This is a genomic window from Paludibaculum fermentans (assembly GCF_051172195.1).
GTDB lineage: Bacteria > Acidobacteriota > Terriglobia > Bryobacterales > Bryobacteraceae > Paludibaculum > Paludibaculum fermentans_A.
This window is the reverse complement of record NZ_JBPJAQ010000007.1, coordinates 33,039-49,056: the sequence shown is the minus strand read 5'-3', so window position 1 is coordinate 49,056 and position 16,018 is coordinate 33,039. Positions and strand designations below refer to the sequence as shown.

Genomic DNA, 16,018 nt, shown 5'->3' with positions numbered 1-16,018 from the left:
CCCGCGGTTTGAGTTCATCGAACGTTCTCATCACCGGGACGGGGCACAATCTCCCAAGCCGCCGCGTTTTCGCCCCGTCCCGCCGATGAGAACTTATGCGGTCACAGCATTGTTCCCCATTACTTTCAGCACCTTAGCGAGTAGCCGTACATCTGTCTGTTACCACAGCCGCGGCGAAAGACGAGCCGGACGCCGGCCTTTCGCGACTTTGATTCGTGGAGGACACCCATGCGGAAATGGGGTCGAGCCGCGGCTTGCGGACTGCTATGGTCCCTGGCACCGGCAATGTTTGGGCAAACGGCTGTGGATCTGCGGACCCAGTCGAAATCAGTGGATTGGCGGAATGCGGTAAAAACCTTCCCCGTTCGTTCGGGGATGAATCTCGGCTCGCAGTGCAGCGCGGGCGAGATATTTCTGCGCCAGGACGGTGAATCCGGCCGGGCGTTGTATTACTGCGATACGCAGGGGCAATGGCAGATTGTGGGCATGCCGGCGAACGGCGCCACGGGCCAGGTGTTGTGCCATGACGGCAATGCGCCGCACTGGTGCAGCCTGGGGGGGGACATGACAGGGACGGGCGCGGATAACCGGGTGATCCGGTTGCAGGGACGCCCGGTTAGCGAAACACCCCCTGATGACGGCTCCGTGCTGGGGTGGAACGACGCCCTGCAAAGCTGGACGCCGCAGGCGGCTGGACTCTGGCAGGCCGGGCCGGGCATTGGCATCGTCGATTCCGTGCTTACCGTCGATGATGCGGTGGTACCGCAGTACATGGTCGGCAGCGGAGCAGCTGCCGGGCCGTGTACCCCTGGCCGCGATTCTTATGTCGATATCATCTCAGGCCAGTTCTATTACTGCGGCCAGACTGACACATGGAAGACTGTGGCCGATCTTACCGGCGTGGCCAAAGTTACTGAATCCAATACGTTTTCGGCTGGACAGAAACAGCTATTCACACCCAGTGCAGCCACCGCCGGACTCAACGTCGGAACCCTGGCTGGAGACCCGTCCGTGCCGGTCAACGGCGACCTGTGGTACAACTCCGGAACCGGAAAAGTCAGGGCCCGGCAGAACGGCGCCAATGTGGATCTCAGCGGCGCAACGGGCAGCCCGGGAGGACTCCAAAAGCCCTCCGCAAAACGGTTTGCACTGTTCCAATACACTGGTAGTGGCACCGCGTTGCCGGGCATCGGAGATGCTCTAACAACACAGGGAACCGGATCTGCCTCGCTGCCGGCATCGGATGCCGATGAGACCGCCTTGAACCTGGCTTCGACCGCATCTGTCGACAGCCGGGCCGAGGTAACTGGCAGCGCTATTTGGCGGACCGGCCGGAACCTGCGCCTGGAGGCCAGGACCCGCATGCTGGAGACAACGGGAGTGCGCGCATTTATCGGGATCACCAGTGACAACGGCGCCGGAGCAACGGCGTTGCCTATCGCCACCAGCCGCCATGCCGGCTTTCGTTACGATGCCGCCTCCGACACCACGTGGAAGTGCTATCGCGACAACAATACAGGCACTCCGGGGAGCATGGATTCCGGCATCGCGGCGGACTCCGCATGGCACCTGTTCGCGGTAGCATTCGACGACGCCAACTCAACTGTACGGTGGTATGTCGACGGCGCCCAGGTGTGCTCGGCTACAGGTAACTACCCTGGTGTTGTCGCCGGGACCAATTACAACGTGCACTTCCTGGTCGCAAGCCGCACCACTGAAGCCGTTTCCAAGAACCTCCGCCTTGCCCATTTGTACATGGAGAGTGACCGCTAATGAAACCGATCCTCGTGGGGCTGCTGCTGGCGTTTCCGGCCGTGGCCCAGAATCTCCTTGTAACTGCTGGTGACAAAGCGGTTTTGCAGGCAGAAGCGGCCGCCAATTCGGCTCGCTGGAAGGCCCTCAAGGCCGACTGTGACGCATTCTATCCCCGGATTGTCCAGAATCTGGCGCCAAACATGGCTGACTCCAACTACTCGGAGTTCAATTCGAATGGCCCATTTCCCTACGGCTCGACACAGATCAAGGGTGGATATGAAGGCGGCGACCTGAACAACACCATCCTGCCGCTGGCGGCGTGCTACCTGGCGACGGCGGGCAACCCCGGTTTTACGGACCAGGCCCGCGCGGCGGCCTACGGCGCCAAGGCGAAAGACATTCTGATGAGCGTTTCCAGGCCCACCGCCTGGATGGCGCGGTCCATGCCCGTAGCCAATATTGTGGTCAGCAACGGAACGGCGACAGTGGCGTCGGCCCATGGTGTGAATAATGCACCCGGGGTGTTCTTCACCATCGCTGTAACAGGCACGGGGAACGCGCTGCTCGATACGCGCCAAAGAGCCGTCACTGTGAGCGGATCTTCATTCACGTTTCCCACGACAGCAGCCGCTGGGACCTACACCCCCACGGCATTGGATTTTCTCATTGGGACCGATGGGGAGAGCGGCTGTAACGCAGTCGGCAGGCCCTTCTCAATCGGCCAGATTGTGAAGGGTGCAACGACGCGGCTGAATACGATATCCGGCTCAGCCTATCGCGTGGGGCAGCAGGTGCGAGTGTGGGGCTTACAGGCCCCCTACGATGTACTGAACGGAGTTTGGACGGCCGCGGCAGGCACTTTGAACGCAGTGCTGATGATCCCGGTGAACACGTCCGGCCTCACCACCACCACAACGATCCCGCTGGGCGCATATTCAGCTCCCATCGAGGAGGCCTTTGCAGTGACGGCCGTGACGGCCGGGACTGCGACCACATTGACCGTGTCGGGCGCTGCGTTCACAGTTGGGCAGAACGTCCGGGTCTGGGGTTTGGCCGCTCCCTACGATGTCCTCAATGGAACCTGGACGGCTGCCGCGGGCTCCGCGGGCACCAGCCTGAAGATCAGCTACGACAGTTCAGCGCTGGCGAACGGGACGATTCCGTCCCTGACCGCCTTCGCTGGAGACCTGACGAGACTTAAGCTCAACGCCCAGACGATCAACGGGATCCGCATCGGCGACCTGTTCAGGGTGAGCGGTGTTCGCGGGTGCACCATCGCCAATGACACGTGGAAGATCGCGGCCTTAACCAAACCCCTGACCGTGACCTATCCGGATGGGCGCACAGCACCGGCCCTGCAGGGCGAATGCTCCTATGACGCCCCTCGCCAATCGCCTGACGCCGGTTACCATCTCAGAAACCTGTTGCCGTTGCTGGCAACCGGCTACGACTGGCTGGCGCCGCTGCTGAACTCCGCCGAAAAGCAGGCTGTCGTGGACAAGATGGTGGAGACATTCTGGGTTGCAACGGACGGAGCCATCTATCCCAACCTCGTCCATCCAATGCACAACTACTACACCTCTACGATCACTGGGTTCATTCTCGCGGATGTTGCGATGGGATCAGCACTTCCTCAATGGCTCCGCGACTGGATCGAGGACCGCACCAGGGCCATGACGAGCTATTACAACATCTGGCTGTCCAATGGCGGCTACCCGCAGGGTTTGCGTGATTATGGCAACACGGAGCTCGGCCATCTCTACCGGGCCGCTTTAGCCAAGTACAAGGCCGGTGTGGACTGGCGCGCCGCACCCTACAATTTCGCCTGGCTGAACGGCACACTCCAGTACATGATTGGGACTGTGGCACCGGACGGGGTGCAGGGGGACGACTACGGTTATGTCTCCACGCTGGGCGGGGTACAGACCTCGCAGGACACCCGCGTCTCGGCTGAAGCCACACTCGCCATTGCGGCCTGGGCCAACGCCGTCGGCCACGAAAGCGCACCGAGATTCTCCAGGTTCCACCGCGAAACGCTAGCCAATGTGAAGGCCGCGGCTGCTTCCGGCATCCTGCCTGGCTATACAAACGCCTATCAGGCCGGCGTGCGTTCCGTGCCTGGCTGGGATTTCGTCCTGGAGCACGATTGGAACGAGTCCGCATGGACGCCAACTGCGCTCACTTACTACGGATATAGCGGCGATTTCGCCATTTCGCGAACCGCCTGGAATGATCCCAATGCGGTCTACCTGACCCTGCAGGGCAACATCTTTGTCGACTATGCGGCCCAGGGCAAGCAGAAGATGAAACTGGGAGAGATCACGATCAGGCGGGGCGGCGCAAAGAGGCTGGTTATGACAGCGGATGGCGCTGTGGCCAGGACAAACTCCAAGGCCGCCATAGACGACCTCCACAACACCAACGCCTACAGCAACCAGGGCATTGCCAAGTACAACCGTTTCTATAACGGATTGTGGGCCAGCGCCACGACACTGGGAGGAGGGCAGTATTACCAGAACTGGTGTATTGCCGGAGCAGTGCGAGGCACGAATCCGGATCTGACAGACCGGACAAGGATCCCTTCTTATGAGGCCTCCGTCACCAGTGTCAGGGACGACTCGCGACCGCGGTTGACGCACAAAGTGGATCGCACTTCCTTCAGCTACTGGAAGGCGGAGAACCTGGAGTGCTACTACACCTACTCGGCTACACAGGTGGCTCCGACGACGGACCACAAGAATCACGTGCTGTCGTGGAAACGGGAGGCTGTGCTTCTGCGGCCCTCCGGCGTGGCCGTGGTGCGGGACGTGAGCAAGGTGCGGTTCGATGCCGACGACCGGTTCATTAACTGGATCGTGCCCAAGGGCGGCTCTGTAGCCGACGTACCGGGCGGTAAGCAGTTCACCGTGTCCAACACCCTGCTGGGCGGCGATATCGGCGCCATCACGTTCCTGCAGCCTGACGGGTTGCAGGTAAACCAGGTGGATTGCATCAAGAGCGACCAGAAGACCAGTTACAACGCCTGCGACCGGCTGGAAGTGCGGCCGGCCGCCAACGACCACACCGACGATGTCTTCTACACCATCCTGGATCCCAGCGGTGATCTGGGCGCGCTGCACAGCGCCGCCCTGCTGCCATCCACCAATGGAACGGCCATGGAGATCGGCACGGACGCGCTGGTGGCATTCGCCAGCGAAACGTTGCCCATGACCTACACACTGGCCACGATCAACCAGAGAGACCACGTCATCATCGGGTTGACTCCGGGTGTTACGTATAAAGCGATCACCGGCAGTTCGACCATCACCATTACCACCACCGGCACGCTCGGCCAGAGCCTGGTGGCCGATTCAGCCGGGACGATCAGTTTCCAGTTCGGGCTGGACCCGGCCCAACCGCACATCTTCACCTCGTCCTTGCCCGACGCCGTGCAGAATACCGCCTACACGGCTACCCTGACGGCGGTGAGCGGGACTCCTCCTTACCAGTGGTCTGTCGTATCCGGAACTCTTCCGGCCGGCTTCAGTCTCCAGGCGAATGGAGCTATCACGGGCACGCCAGGACAGGCCGGCCTGTTCCCTTTCCGTCTGCGGGTGCAGGATGCCACGGCGAAAACGGAGGAAGCGGACCTGACAATCAAGGTCCAGGCTCCGGTCCAGACCGTGCAGATCACAACGGCCTCGCTGGCTGACGGCCAGGAGAATCAAAGCTACGAGCAACTGCTGGCGGTTTCAGGCGGCACGCTGCCGCTGCAGTGGTCCGTAACCAGCGGGGGGGAGTGCCTGGGCGGCCTGGGCCTCAACCTCGACCAGGGAGGGCGAATCCACGGCAAACCGCAGGCCAGCGGTGTCTGCGACCTGGCCATCCGGGTGGTGGACGCCGGGCAGTTCAGCGCCAGCCGGCAGTATCAATTGCTGGTGCATGGCGTTGTGCCACTGATGACGGCATCGGCCATGACCGGCAGCTCGAGTGCCGTGATTGCCTTCGGCTATACAGGGCTTAATCGAGAACAAGGCTGTGAGGTAAACGCACTGAACGGAGCGGCGATCCAGGCTTCGGCCTCGTCCGCCTCGGGCTACAGCCGGCGCTCTGTCCTGCTGAGCGGACTGCAGCCGGACACGCCATACCGCGTCTCGGCCTATTGCGGCAACGCCGGACTGACGCAAAGCCTGTCGTTCCGGACGAGGCCCGTGCAGGCAGGCGCATCGTCCATCACCATCAACCTGTCGCCTCCTGCGCGAGTGGGTGCGCGGCAGGCGATGGTCCAGTACGGCATCCAGGGGCTCACCAGTACAATCTCGGAGGATTGCGCTGAAAAGTGCAAGGTAGTGCTGAGCGGGCTGTCCAGCGGAGCACTTTACCAGTACCGCTGGCAGTGGACGGGCGGCAAAGGAACACCCGCTGGTTCCATCCGGTACTTCGTGGCTCCCTGAGGCCGCGGCGGGCGGGGTGGTTTATTGCGCCATTCCGCCCGCGCATTAAGGATCAGACGGAAAACTCACGCTATGCTAGTTGAGGTAATTGTAGAGCTCTGAAACACCCCTATGTCTAACAACCACTTGGACGCCCTGATTGAGAAGATTCGGACCAAGACTGCCCATGTCGGTGTCGTGGGATTGGGATATGTCGGCCTGCCGCTAGCGGTTGAGTTCGGCAAAGCTGGATTCCATGTCACGGGTATCGATGTCTCGGAGGAAAAGGTCCGGCTGATCAATGAAGGTGTCAGCTACATTCAGGATGTGCCCACCGAGGAAGTGGCGCATCTGGTGAAAAGCGGCCTGTTGAAGGCAACCACCGATTTTGCGGCGGTGCGCGAGCTGGATACCATCAACATCGCGGTCCCGACACCGTTGCGTAAAACCAAGGACCCGGACATGAGCTTCGTGGTCGCCGCCTCGCAGGCGATCGCCGAACACGCCCATCCCGGACTGCTGTTGATTCTCGAATCCACGACCTATCCCGGCACCACGGACGAGCTCATTCAGCCGATGATCGAAGCCAAAGGCGTGAAGGTGGGCGAAGAGGTATTTCTCTGCTTCTCGCCGGAACGCGTGGATCCCGGCAACCCGAACTTTCAGACCAGGAACATCCCCAAGGTGGTGGGCGGCATTACGCCGGCCTGCACCCAGGCGGGCGCGGCCCTCTACCAGCAGGCACTGGAAACCGTCGTGCCGGTGAGTTCGACACGCGTCGCCGAGATGGTGAAACTGCTGGAAAACACCTTCCGCATGATCAACATCGGCCTGGTGAACGAACTGGCGCTGATGTGCGACCGCATCAATATCAACGTCTGGGAAGTGATCGACGCCGCCGCTACGAAGCCCTTCGGCTTCATGCCGTTCTACCCCGGCCCGGGTTTGGGCGGCCATTGTATTCCCATCGATCCCTTCTACCTGTCGTGGAAGACCAAACAGGCCGGCATCGAGGCGCGATTCATCGAGCTGGCCGGCTATATCAACGGCTCCATGCCGCACTTCGTGGTGGACAAGGTGCAGAACGCACTGAACGAACACTGCAAGCCGCTGAAGGGTTCGAAGGTTCATGTGCTGGGCGTGGCGTATAAGCGCGACATCGACGATGTGCGCGAATCGCCCGCGTTGGACATCATGCACCTGTTGTCCCGCCGCGGCGCCGTGGTGAGCTACTCCGATCCCTACATCCCGTCCATCCAGGTGGAGGGCCACCGCTATGAGAGCCAACCCATGGAAGCGTCCGTCGCCGCCGCCGACTGTGTGGTGATCATCACCGATCACAAGTGCGTCGACTACTCCGGCACGGTGCGGGATGCTGTGCTGATCGTGGACACACGCAATGCCCTGAAGGCGTTCTCCGATCCGAAGATCTTCCGGCTGTAAGGCTTATTCCACACTGCAAACAGGCCCGTACCGAGCGTTCGGTACGGGCCTGTTTCATTTTCCGGGTGTGATGCTTAGGACGGCAGCAATTGGCGCAGCGTCGGAAAGATCTTCTGGGTGAAGCGGACCGCTTCATCCTGCGCCGCCTGTTCGCCGCGGCTGTCCACATTGCAGATGACTCGCACCAGCGATGTGTCGGTGCGGTGGAAGCGTAACGAATCGATCACTGTATAGAACTTGGCCGCGTACTCGTCGGCCACGACGCGGTGCGGCGTCTGATACCAGTACAACACCACGCTGCTGGCCTCGCCGCGCTGGATGATATAGCGGTTTACGGTGATGGGGCTGTCTTCGCCCGGCACCTGGACCGCCATGCGGCTCGAATCGCGGGGCGTCCAACCTGATCCGGGCAGGCAGACTTTTGGTGAATGCGGCGAAATGCCCGTAGACTGTGTCTTGAAGAAGGCTACGTACAGGCTGGCGGAGGAGTTGGCGGCCGCATCGATGTAGACGCGGTTGATCGCATCATCAGCCTTCAACAGCGCCTGGACTTCCGGTTCAATCGGCACATCCTGCACCATGCGCCAGGAGCCAATCTGCGATGAGAGCCGGCTGAGAGGGTCGAAGTGCGGGATGGCTTCCCCTTTGGGATAAGCGTAATAGGCGACAGCCTGAAGCCCCAGCAGCAGGGTCATCCAGCGAAATCGCGACGCCGAAAAGAATTTAGGCAGGGACATGCGAATGCCTCCTCGACCGGATAGAAAGCGCCATCAGAATCAGGCGGTGCGTGAAGACGAGTGCGACCATGGCCACTACAAACACCACCCAGCCTTCCATGATGTGATAGATGCCCTCGGCGTAGTCCCGATTCCATTCACTGAGAATTCCGGTCATGACAATACGCGAAGCATTGGCCGAAATCGCGATAGGAATGGTCAGGATGAACAACGCCACTCGCAGCCATGTGCGGCTTTCCACCAGATAGCCGTAGATCAGCGACAGGAAGCCCAGCGATAACAGCGACCGGATGCCGCTGCAAGCCTCCACCACCGAAAGCTTCTGGCTGGCCAGCTCCAGCACGTTGCCGTCGCGGAATACCGGGATGCCAATCAGGCTGAGGCCGCTCTCCGCCAGCGAGCTGGAAAGCAACTGCAGCGGCAGCGTGATCTGGCTGTAGACAAACAGGGGAATGCGGATCATGAAGGGCAGCAGCAGCAGCGGGAAGGCCAGTTCCTTCACCATGGGCCATCCACAGAAGGCGAGCAGCACGCCGACCAGCGCCATCAGGAAGCCAACACGCATCACGAAGAACTCGGCGCCCAACTGGCCCGCGACGAGGGCCACAAAGGAGAGAACCACCAGAACCCAGCCCGACCAGTGCGGTGCCAGGGGCACTTTCTGCAACGCCTCCCGGCGCTGCCAGACGACATAGCCGACCATGGCGGGCACAAAAAAGCCGTGCCCCATCTCTTCCATGGTGCCCCACTCCACCACCATCTGATACAAGACGTGGAAGTAGATGAGTCCGATCAGAAGACCAAACCAGAGGACTGGCCACCAAATTCCTGCAACACGTGGCGACTGCGCCTCCGGGGCATCCTGCATATATGGTTTAGTATGCCACAGGGCTTCTAGGCGAGCTACTTAGCGCTATTTCACAAACTTGCAGGGTTTCACGGGCCACATCCGCCCAGCTCCGCCGGTGCCTGGAGGCAATCTGACCGGCATCCCAGCTGCGCCGCAAGCTCTCCTCCAGGGCCGTGCCCAGCTTCACCGGATCACCCGGCGGCACAAGAATCCCGGAATCCTGATCGATGAGATCGGGAATTGCACCCACTGTGGAAGCCACGACCGGACGGCCGCAACTCAGCGCCTCGAGCACCACATTCGGGCAGCCTTCCGAATAGCTGGGCAGGCTCAGGACATCGGACGCCGCCAACCACTCCGCCACGCCGGCGGGCGCGGCCGGCCCGGCCAGGCGTGTACGCGCCGTCAAGCCGAGCGATTCCAGACGCTGGCGCAACAGTCCCGCATCCGGCCCTTCTCCGACATAGACCAGCAGCAGGTCGGGCTGAGAGGCGCTCAGGCGGGCTGCCGCCTCAGCCAGGTCCAGCACCCCCTTAGTGGCCAATAAGTGACCTACATACAATACGATACGCGCATTCGCGGGAAGTCCCAGGCGGGTCCGTGCGGCCGCCTGCTCGGACGGCGTGAACAGGGCCGTATCGCAGCCGTTGGTCACCATATGCACACGCTCCGGCGCCGCGCCCAGGCCGCGGGCGATCGCAGCCAGCTCGGAGCTCACCGTCAGCACTCCGTCGGCGTGACGCACGGTCCAGGCCACGCGGGCCCGCGTCCAGCCGTCCTTGATCCGCAGCAGGTCAGACCCGCGCGACCCCACCACGACAGGCTTGCCCAACTGGCGCCCCAACTGCACGGCGCCAAAAGCTTCGGGATAAAGCCAGTAGGAGAGGATCACGTCCGGGTTCCAGGCCCGTACCTCGGCCGCTACCGAGCGGCGGCTGCTCCAACCGTTCCACAACCGGCCGATCACGGGCAGCGTCGAATAGGCCCGGTAGATGGTGGGGATGCCCCGCGGGTTGTAGTCCGGGCCAGGCAGTTTGGCCTCAAAGGTCTTGGGCTGCAGGAACTTCAGGGGCGGATAGCGGGAGATGGGGCAAAACGCGTGCAGCTCGGCGTGGGCACTCAGCGCGAATGCGGTTTCCAGCACCGGCTTGCCCCGGTAAGGCTCCTGCGGCAGGGGAAATAGAGGTGTAATGAGCGCGATCCGCATCGGCCTTAAGCCTTTTCGACGATTCCGGCCAATTCCAGCAGGCGCCGCACCTGGCGTGGCCGTTCATACGACCGGATGAGCTCTTCGTCGCGCTCTACCAGTCCTTGGTTCTGCTGCTTCCGTTCCAGCATCAGCCGCAGCAGCGCCTGGATCTCCTCCGTGCTGCCGGCATCGGCACACCAACCGGCGCGGGTCTGCTCCATCAGTTGCCGCACCTGGCTGCCCTTGGGCGCCAGAGCCAGAATCGGTTTACCCGTGGCCAGATACTCGAACAGTTTGCCGGAGTGGGCGTTCTCGTCGCCAACGATCAGCAGCAGACAGTCAGCGTCCTCGAGTTTCTTAAAAGCTTCCACCTGGGGCAGGAAACCGCAGCGCTCCATCTGGAACGGACGGCCCTCAAACCACGGTTCGGCATCGCGGGCGATGCGGCCGACAAAACGCAGCCGAAGCCGGTCGCGCTCAGCCGCGGGCAGGCCCTCCACGGCATCCAGGAACACTTTGGGTGAATAGACCGGGTTGGTATAGACCGTGCCAACGTAAACAATGCGCAAAGCTTCGCCTCCGCTGGGGCGGGACTGGAAGCCGGCGAAAGCGGCCGGATCATAGCCGTTCGGCACGCACAGGAACTTGGAATCCGGCTGGTCGGGGTGCCGGTTCCGGATCGCCTGGCGCCACGGCTCCGTCACGGTGGAAACAAAATTGGCGGCATGCACCGCCCCGCGCTCAAGTTCAGCGCCCTGCTGATAGCGCGCAGCGGAGCCCACTTCGTCCAGGCGCGGCAGGTAGTAACTCAGGAACTCGTCGCGGTAGTCGCACAAAATCAACAGATCAGGAAAGCGGCGGCGCAACTCGGCCGCCACCGCCAGGCTGGAGAAGGGCGGGACGTTGATCAGCACCGTGCCGATGTCGCTGTCACGGATCAGGCGGGTGGCGCGGCGCAGGGCCCACGGCGCCCACACCTTCTGCGGGTCTGGAGTGGCCAGCAGGTCCACCAATCGGCCCAGCAGACCGCGCCCGGCGGGCTTGGCCGCTGCCTGCGGCGGGGCGGTAGCCTGCGTGCCCGGACGCTTGCCGCGGGATAGGCGCTTCCAGATCGCATCGCGCCAACGATAGGGGACCTCGGGCGTAAACGTCCGCACTACGCGCACTTCGCGCGGGATACGGCTGGCCAGCGACGGATCCAGAACCGGTGTCGAGGGGTTGGCCGCCGACAGCACCGTCACCCGGCAACCGCACTCCGGCAGGTAGCGGGCATAAGCCAGCGCCCGTTGTACGCCGACACCTCCGGCTGGTGGAAACAGGTAGCTGATCAGGAGGATGTGGCGTCGATTCATCAGGAAGGGTGAAGAGCGGCGCCAGGCGCGCCGAACCGTTGAAAAGTCTAGCACGGCCGGTCCCGGGGACGCGGCGCGCACTTTGTTACCATACACCCTTCAGACGTCGAAATGCGCATCGCTCACATCGTTGGAACCCTGGACATTGGCGGCGCCGAAATGCTGGTGTTGCGGCTTTCCAAACTCCAGAAAAGCCAGGGCCACGAGCCTTCTGTTCACTATCTCTTCGGCACCGGGGTGATGGAGCCCGCCTTTCTCGCGGCCGGCATCCCGGTCCACAGCCACAACGGGGGAGGCAAACGCGACCGCATCCGATCGCTGGCCCGCGCCTTCCCTGCCCTGGGTATTGAGGCCGTTCACTGCCACAACGTGGCGCCGACGCTGCTGGGTACCCTGGCCGCCCGTTGGGCGGGCATCCGGTGCGTCGTCAGCACCCGCCACAACATGGGCCGCTCCGCCAGTCGTGTCGATGACGCCAAGTACGCGCTGGCCGGCCGGCTTTGCCGGAAAGTGGTGGCTGTCTGCGACGCTGCCCGCCGTAACCTGGTCGCCGCTCCGTTTGCCGACGCCAGCCGCATTATTACCATCTACAACGGTACGGATCCCGTCGATCTCAGCGGGATCCAGCCGCCGCCCGGCACAGGCGGCTTCGTCCTGCTGCAGGTGGGCCGCATGGCCGCACCCAAGGATCCTCTCACGCTGTTGGACGCCTTCCACCAGATGCGGCCCGAGTGCCCCGAGGCCCGGCTGTGGGTGGTGGGCGATGGGCCACTGCTCGAACCCTCCAAAGCCCATGCCAAAACTCTCGGACTGGGTGATGCAGTTACCTTCTGGGGCCAGCAGACCGATGTCCGGCCTTTTCTCGCCGGCGCTTCCCTCTTCACCCTGAGTTCGCGCAGCGAGGGCGTGCCCGTCGCCCAACTGGAAGCAATGGCAGCGGGACTACCCACGGTTGTCACCGCCGCCGGCGGCATGCCCGAAGTGGCCGCGCCGGGCGAAGGTTCGGCGATTGTACCCATCGGCGACGCCGCAGCCTTGGCCCAGGCCTACCTGCGCTATGCCCGCGACCCCGCACTGCGCGAACGGGCCGGCCAGGTAGCCCGGCTGCATTTCCAGCAGAACTTCACCCTGGAGCGGATGAACGCCGACTATTTGCGGCTGTTCGCGGCCAGATAGCGGTAGAGGGTCGAACGCGAGACGCGCAAGGCGCGGCATACTTCGGCCACCTGGGCCGAAGGCTGGGCCAGCATGCTTCGCGCCATGGCCGTCTGCCGTTCTGTCAGTTTCCGCGGCCGGCCGCCGCTGCGCCCGCGAGCCCGGGCCGCTTCCAGGCCCGCACGGGTGCGGTCGCGGATCAGGTCCCGTTCAAACTCGGCCAGCGCGGCAAAGACGTGAAACACCAGCTTGCCGCCGCTGGTGGTGGTATCCAACTGCTCGTGCAGGCTTTGCAGGCCCACCTGACGCTCCTGCAGCGCGGTGACGGTCTCCACCAGGTGTTTCAGCGAGCGGCCCAGGCGGTCGAGCTTCCACACCACCAGCGTGTCACCTGCCCGGGCATAGGCCAGCGCTTCGGCCAGACCGCGCCGGTCGTCCTTCGCTCCGCTGGCCGTGTCGTGAAAGAGCCGTTCACAGCCCGCCTTGTCCAGGGCATCGCGTTGCAGATCGAGATTCTGATCGGAAGTGGAGACGCGGGCATAGCCGATACGCATGGTGTCATTCCGTCCCAAAACTCATACTCATCGCATAGTTTTGAAACTCTGATTATAAGACGGCTTTTGGGACACCCACCCAGCCGAGCCGGAGAAAATGGCCGGCTGGATTGGGACTGTCTCAAAAACGACCGTTTTTGACACCACGCCGGGCAGGCGGCTTCCCTGCCCCGATTCCGCTGTTTAGCGGCTCTGGTAGTTCTTCGTGTAATAGGCCTGATAGTCGCCCGAACGGACGCGGGCGATCCAGGCTGTGTTGTCGCGGTACCACTGGATCGTTTCGGCCAGGCCTTGCTCGAACGGCACCAGGGCTTTCCAGCCGGTCGCCTTCTCGAGCTTCTCCGTCGTGATGGCATAGCGCCGGTCGTGGCCCGGGCGGTCGGCTACGGTGGTCATGAGGCTGCTCGGCTGGCCGACGGCCTCAAGGATCATCTCGACGACGGCGCGGTTGGGCAGGGCTCGGGAGCCGCCCACGTTGTAGATCTGTCCGGCCGCGCCCTTGGTGAGCGCGGCCCAGATCGCCCGGCAATGGTCGTCGACGAACAGCCAGTCGCGTACCTGCATGCCGTCGCCGTAGATGGGCAGCGGCTTGCCTTCCAGCGCGTTGGAGATCATCAGCGGGATGAGCTTTTCCGGGAACTGGAAAGGGCCGTAGTTGTTCGAGGCGCGGGTCACCGTCACGGCCATTTTGAAGGTCGTGTAGTAGGAGAGCGCCAGCAGGTCAGAGCCGGCCTTGGAGGCCGAATAAGGGCTGGAAGCCTTCAGCGGATACTCTTCGTCGGCGTCATGAGGCTCGTCGATGGAGCCGTACACTTCATCGGTGGAGACGTGCAGGAAGCGGGCCAGGCGCGTGGCGCGGGCCGCCTCCAGCATGGAGAAGGTCCCTTTCACGTTCGTTTCGACGAAGGCGGCCGGCCCCAGGATGGAGCGGTCTACGTGCGATTCGGCGGCGAAGTGAACAATGGCGTCCGGCTTCTCTTCCTCGATCAGCGCAATCACCTGGGCGGTATCGCAGATGTCGCCCTGCACAAAGCGGTAGCGCGGATCGTTCTCGACGGAAGAGAGGTTTTCGAGGTTGCCGGCGTACGTGAGTTTATCCAGGTTGACGAGCCGGCCGACCCAGTTTTCCTGGAGGGCCAGGCGCACGAAAGCCGAGCCGATGAAGCCGGCTCCGCCAGTGATGAGCAGTCTCATTTGTGCTGTAGCTCCCAGTCGTAGTGAATTCCGGGATCGTTGTAGGCGATGCGCCCTTCGTCGGCCGGGTCATAGAGGCGGTTAGTGAGATACACCAGCATGGCCGGCACGGTGCCGATCACTTTGTAGCCGTGGCCGACGCCGGGTGGAATGAGAATCTGCCAGGGCCGCATCTGGCCGACATACAGCGTATTCTTGACGCCGAAGGTGGGCGAATCGGGACGCAGGTCGACCAGCGCCACCTGGAACATGCCCTGAACGACGGCCCAGACGTCCGTCTGATGGAGATGAAAATGGAAAGCCTTGATCGCGCCCGGATAGGTGAGCGCGGCGCTGACCTGGGTGGTTTCGAAGGGATAATCTTTCACCAATCCCTGCCCCAGGCGGGCGACTTCCAGAAAGTAACCGCGATCATCCGGCCATAGCGAAAACGGCAGCACCTGGACGCCGCTGATCAGATTCTTGGATTCGGGCGAGGTGATCACGTGCCCGATGCCCGCGGGGCTCTCGGGTGTGCGAATTTCAGGCACAGCGCTCATGCGGGCTTCTTCCTGCTTTCAGAGACCAGATGGGAGGCGCGGAGCAGCGAGTCGAAGGTACCGGCGTCGGTCCACCATCCATCCAGGAAGGCGTAGCTGAGGCTGCGCTCCCGGATATAGGCATTATTGACGTCGGTGATCTCCAGTTCGCCGCGCTGTGACGGCTCCAGGGTCTTGATCTTGTCGAAGACCGTTGCATCGTACATGTAGATGCCCGTCACGGCGTAGTTCGACTTCGGGTCCTTCGGCTTCTCCACGATATTCACGACAAAGCCATTCAGGATCTCGGCGACACCGAAACGTTCCGGATCAGTGACTTCTTTCAACAGGATCTTGGCCCCGACGGCCTGCTTATCGAACTCCTGTACGGCTTCACGGATGTTCGTCTCGATGATGTTGTCGCCCAGGATCACACACACGTTTTCGCCATCGGCGAAGTGCTCGGCCAGGCGCAGTGCGTCGGCGATGCCGCCTTCGCCTTCCTGGTATGTGTAGTTCAGGTTCGCCAGCCCGAGCTGGTGCCCGGTACCCAGCAGTTGTAGAAAATCACCAGCGTAGTTGCCGCCCGTTACGATGAGGATGTCCCGGATACCCGCATCGACAAGAGTCTGGATGGGGTAGTAGATCATGGGCCGGTCGTAGATCGGCAACAGGTGCTTATTCGTGATCTTCGTCAGCGGGAACAGCCGGCTGCCCTTGCCGCCCGCCAGGATAATGCCCTTCATATTGACTCCGATAGACAGTGGAAAACCACAGGTTTAGCCATGATAGCGTAGGTTCCGCCAGACTATGGTTCCAGGACGGTAATGGGACGCTCCGGCCATGGCCGCAAAGCCCG

General features: G+C 62.4%; 12 protein-coding genes. 4 read left to right on the top strand and 8 right to left on the bottom strand.

Annotated elements, in window-relative coordinates:
- Positions 1 to 228: 228 nt before the first annotated feature.
- The 3 genes from ACR9Y2_RS40140 to ACR9Y2_RS40130 all read left to right on the top strand — a co-directional run bounded on the left by ACR9Y2_RS40140 (position 229) and on the right by ACR9Y2_RS40130 (position 7,610).
- Positions 229 to 1,773, top strand: a complete 1,545-nt coding sequence (locus ACR9Y2_RS40140; RefSeq protein ID WP_435047541.1) for a LamG-like jellyroll fold domain-containing protein — start codon at positions 229 to 231, stop codon at positions 1,771 to 1,773.
- Positions 1,773 to 6,188 (top strand): Ig domain-containing protein, encoded by a 4,416-nt coding sequence (locus ACR9Y2_RS40135; RefSeq protein WP_435047540.1) that lies wholly within the window; start codon positions 1,773 to 1,775, stop codon positions 6,186 to 6,188. The genes ACR9Y2_RS40140 and ACR9Y2_RS40135 overlap by 1 nt, the downstream gene beginning before the upstream one ends.
- A gap of 111 nt (positions 6,189 to 6,299) precedes the next feature.
- The gene (locus ACR9Y2_RS40130; RefSeq protein WP_435047539.1) at positions 6,300 to 7,610 is read left to right on the top strand and encodes a nucleotide sugar dehydrogenase; all 1,311 of its coding nucleotides are present in this window, start codon (positions 6,300 to 6,302) and stop codon (positions 7,608 to 7,610) included.
- Positions 7,611 to 7,684: 74 nt separating this feature from the next.
- Here ACR9Y2_RS40130 and ACR9Y2_RS40125 read toward each other — a convergent pair whose 3' ends face one another.
- From ACR9Y2_RS40125 to ACR9Y2_RS40110, 4 genes are read right to left on the bottom strand one after another with little or no spacing between them, the layout of a single operon-like run.
- Positions 7,685 to 8,347: an exosortase C-terminal domain/associated protein EpsI gene (locus tag ACR9Y2_RS40125; RefSeq protein WP_435047538.1), complete on the bottom strand. Its 663-nt coding sequence runs from the start codon at positions 8,345 to 8,347 to the stop codon at positions 7,685 to 7,687.
- Positions 8,334 to 9,215: an exosortase/archaeosortase family protein gene (locus tag ACR9Y2_RS40120; protein ID WP_435047537.1), complete on the bottom strand. Its 882-nt coding sequence runs from the start codon at positions 9,213 to 9,215 to the stop codon at positions 8,334 to 8,336. Before ACR9Y2_RS40120 ends, ACR9Y2_RS40125 begins: the two co-directional genes overlap by 14 nt.
- A gap of 7 nt (positions 9,216 to 9,222) precedes the next feature.
- A complete protein-coding gene (locus tag ACR9Y2_RS40115; RefSeq protein ID WP_435047536.1) occupies positions 9,223 to 10,404 on the bottom strand; it encodes a glycosyltransferase in 1,182 nt (393 codons plus the stop codon).
- Between the two features lie 5 nt (positions 10,405 to 10,409).
- On the bottom strand, positions 10,410 to 11,738 hold the full coding sequence (locus ACR9Y2_RS40110) for a glycosyltransferase (RefSeq protein ID WP_435047535.1): 1,329 nt from the start codon (positions 11,736 to 11,738) through the stop codon (positions 10,410 to 10,412).
- Positions 11,739 to 11,849: 111 nt separating this feature from the next.
- Between ACR9Y2_RS40110 and ACR9Y2_RS40105 the strand changes: the two genes are divergently transcribed.
- The gene (locus tag ACR9Y2_RS40105; protein ID WP_435047534.1) at positions 11,850 to 12,914 is read left to right on the top strand and encodes a glycosyltransferase; all 1,065 of its coding nucleotides are present in this window, start codon (positions 11,850 to 11,852) and stop codon (positions 12,912 to 12,914) included.
- On the opposite strand, the gene ACR9Y2_RS40100 is transcribed toward ACR9Y2_RS40105, so the two are convergent.
- The 4 genes from ACR9Y2_RS40100 to ACR9Y2_RS40085 form a co-directional block, all read right to left on the bottom strand.
- Positions 12,887 to 13,447 carry a recombinase family protein gene (locus ACR9Y2_RS40100; protein ID WP_435047533.1) on the bottom strand — a complete coding sequence of 187 codons (561 nt, stop codon included), beginning with the start codon at positions 13,445 to 13,447 and terminating at the stop codon, positions 12,887 to 12,889. The two genes, ACR9Y2_RS40105 and ACR9Y2_RS40100, sit on opposite strands and share 28 nt — an antisense overlap.
- Positions 13,448 to 13,630: 183 nt before the next feature.
- Positions 13,631 to 14,641 carry a dTDP-glucose 4,6-dehydratase gene (gene rfbB / locus ACR9Y2_RS40095; RefSeq protein ID WP_435047532.1) on the bottom strand — a complete coding sequence of 337 codons (1,011 nt, stop codon included), beginning with the start codon at positions 14,639 to 14,641 and terminating at the stop codon, positions 13,631 to 13,633.
- Positions 14,638 to 15,180 carry a dTDP-4-dehydrorhamnose 3,5-epimerase family protein gene (locus ACR9Y2_RS40090; protein ID WP_435047531.1) on the bottom strand — a complete coding sequence of 181 codons (543 nt, stop codon included), beginning with the start codon at positions 15,178 to 15,180 and terminating at the stop codon, positions 14,638 to 14,640. Before ACR9Y2_RS40090 ends, rfbB begins: the two co-directional genes overlap by 4 nt.
- Positions 15,177 to 15,905, bottom strand: a complete 729-nt coding sequence (locus ACR9Y2_RS40085; protein ID WP_435047530.1) for a sugar phosphate nucleotidyltransferase — start codon at positions 15,903 to 15,905, stop codon at positions 15,177 to 15,179. Before ACR9Y2_RS40085 ends, ACR9Y2_RS40090 begins: the two co-directional genes overlap by 4 nt.
- Positions 15,906 to 16,018: the final 113 nt, after the last annotated feature.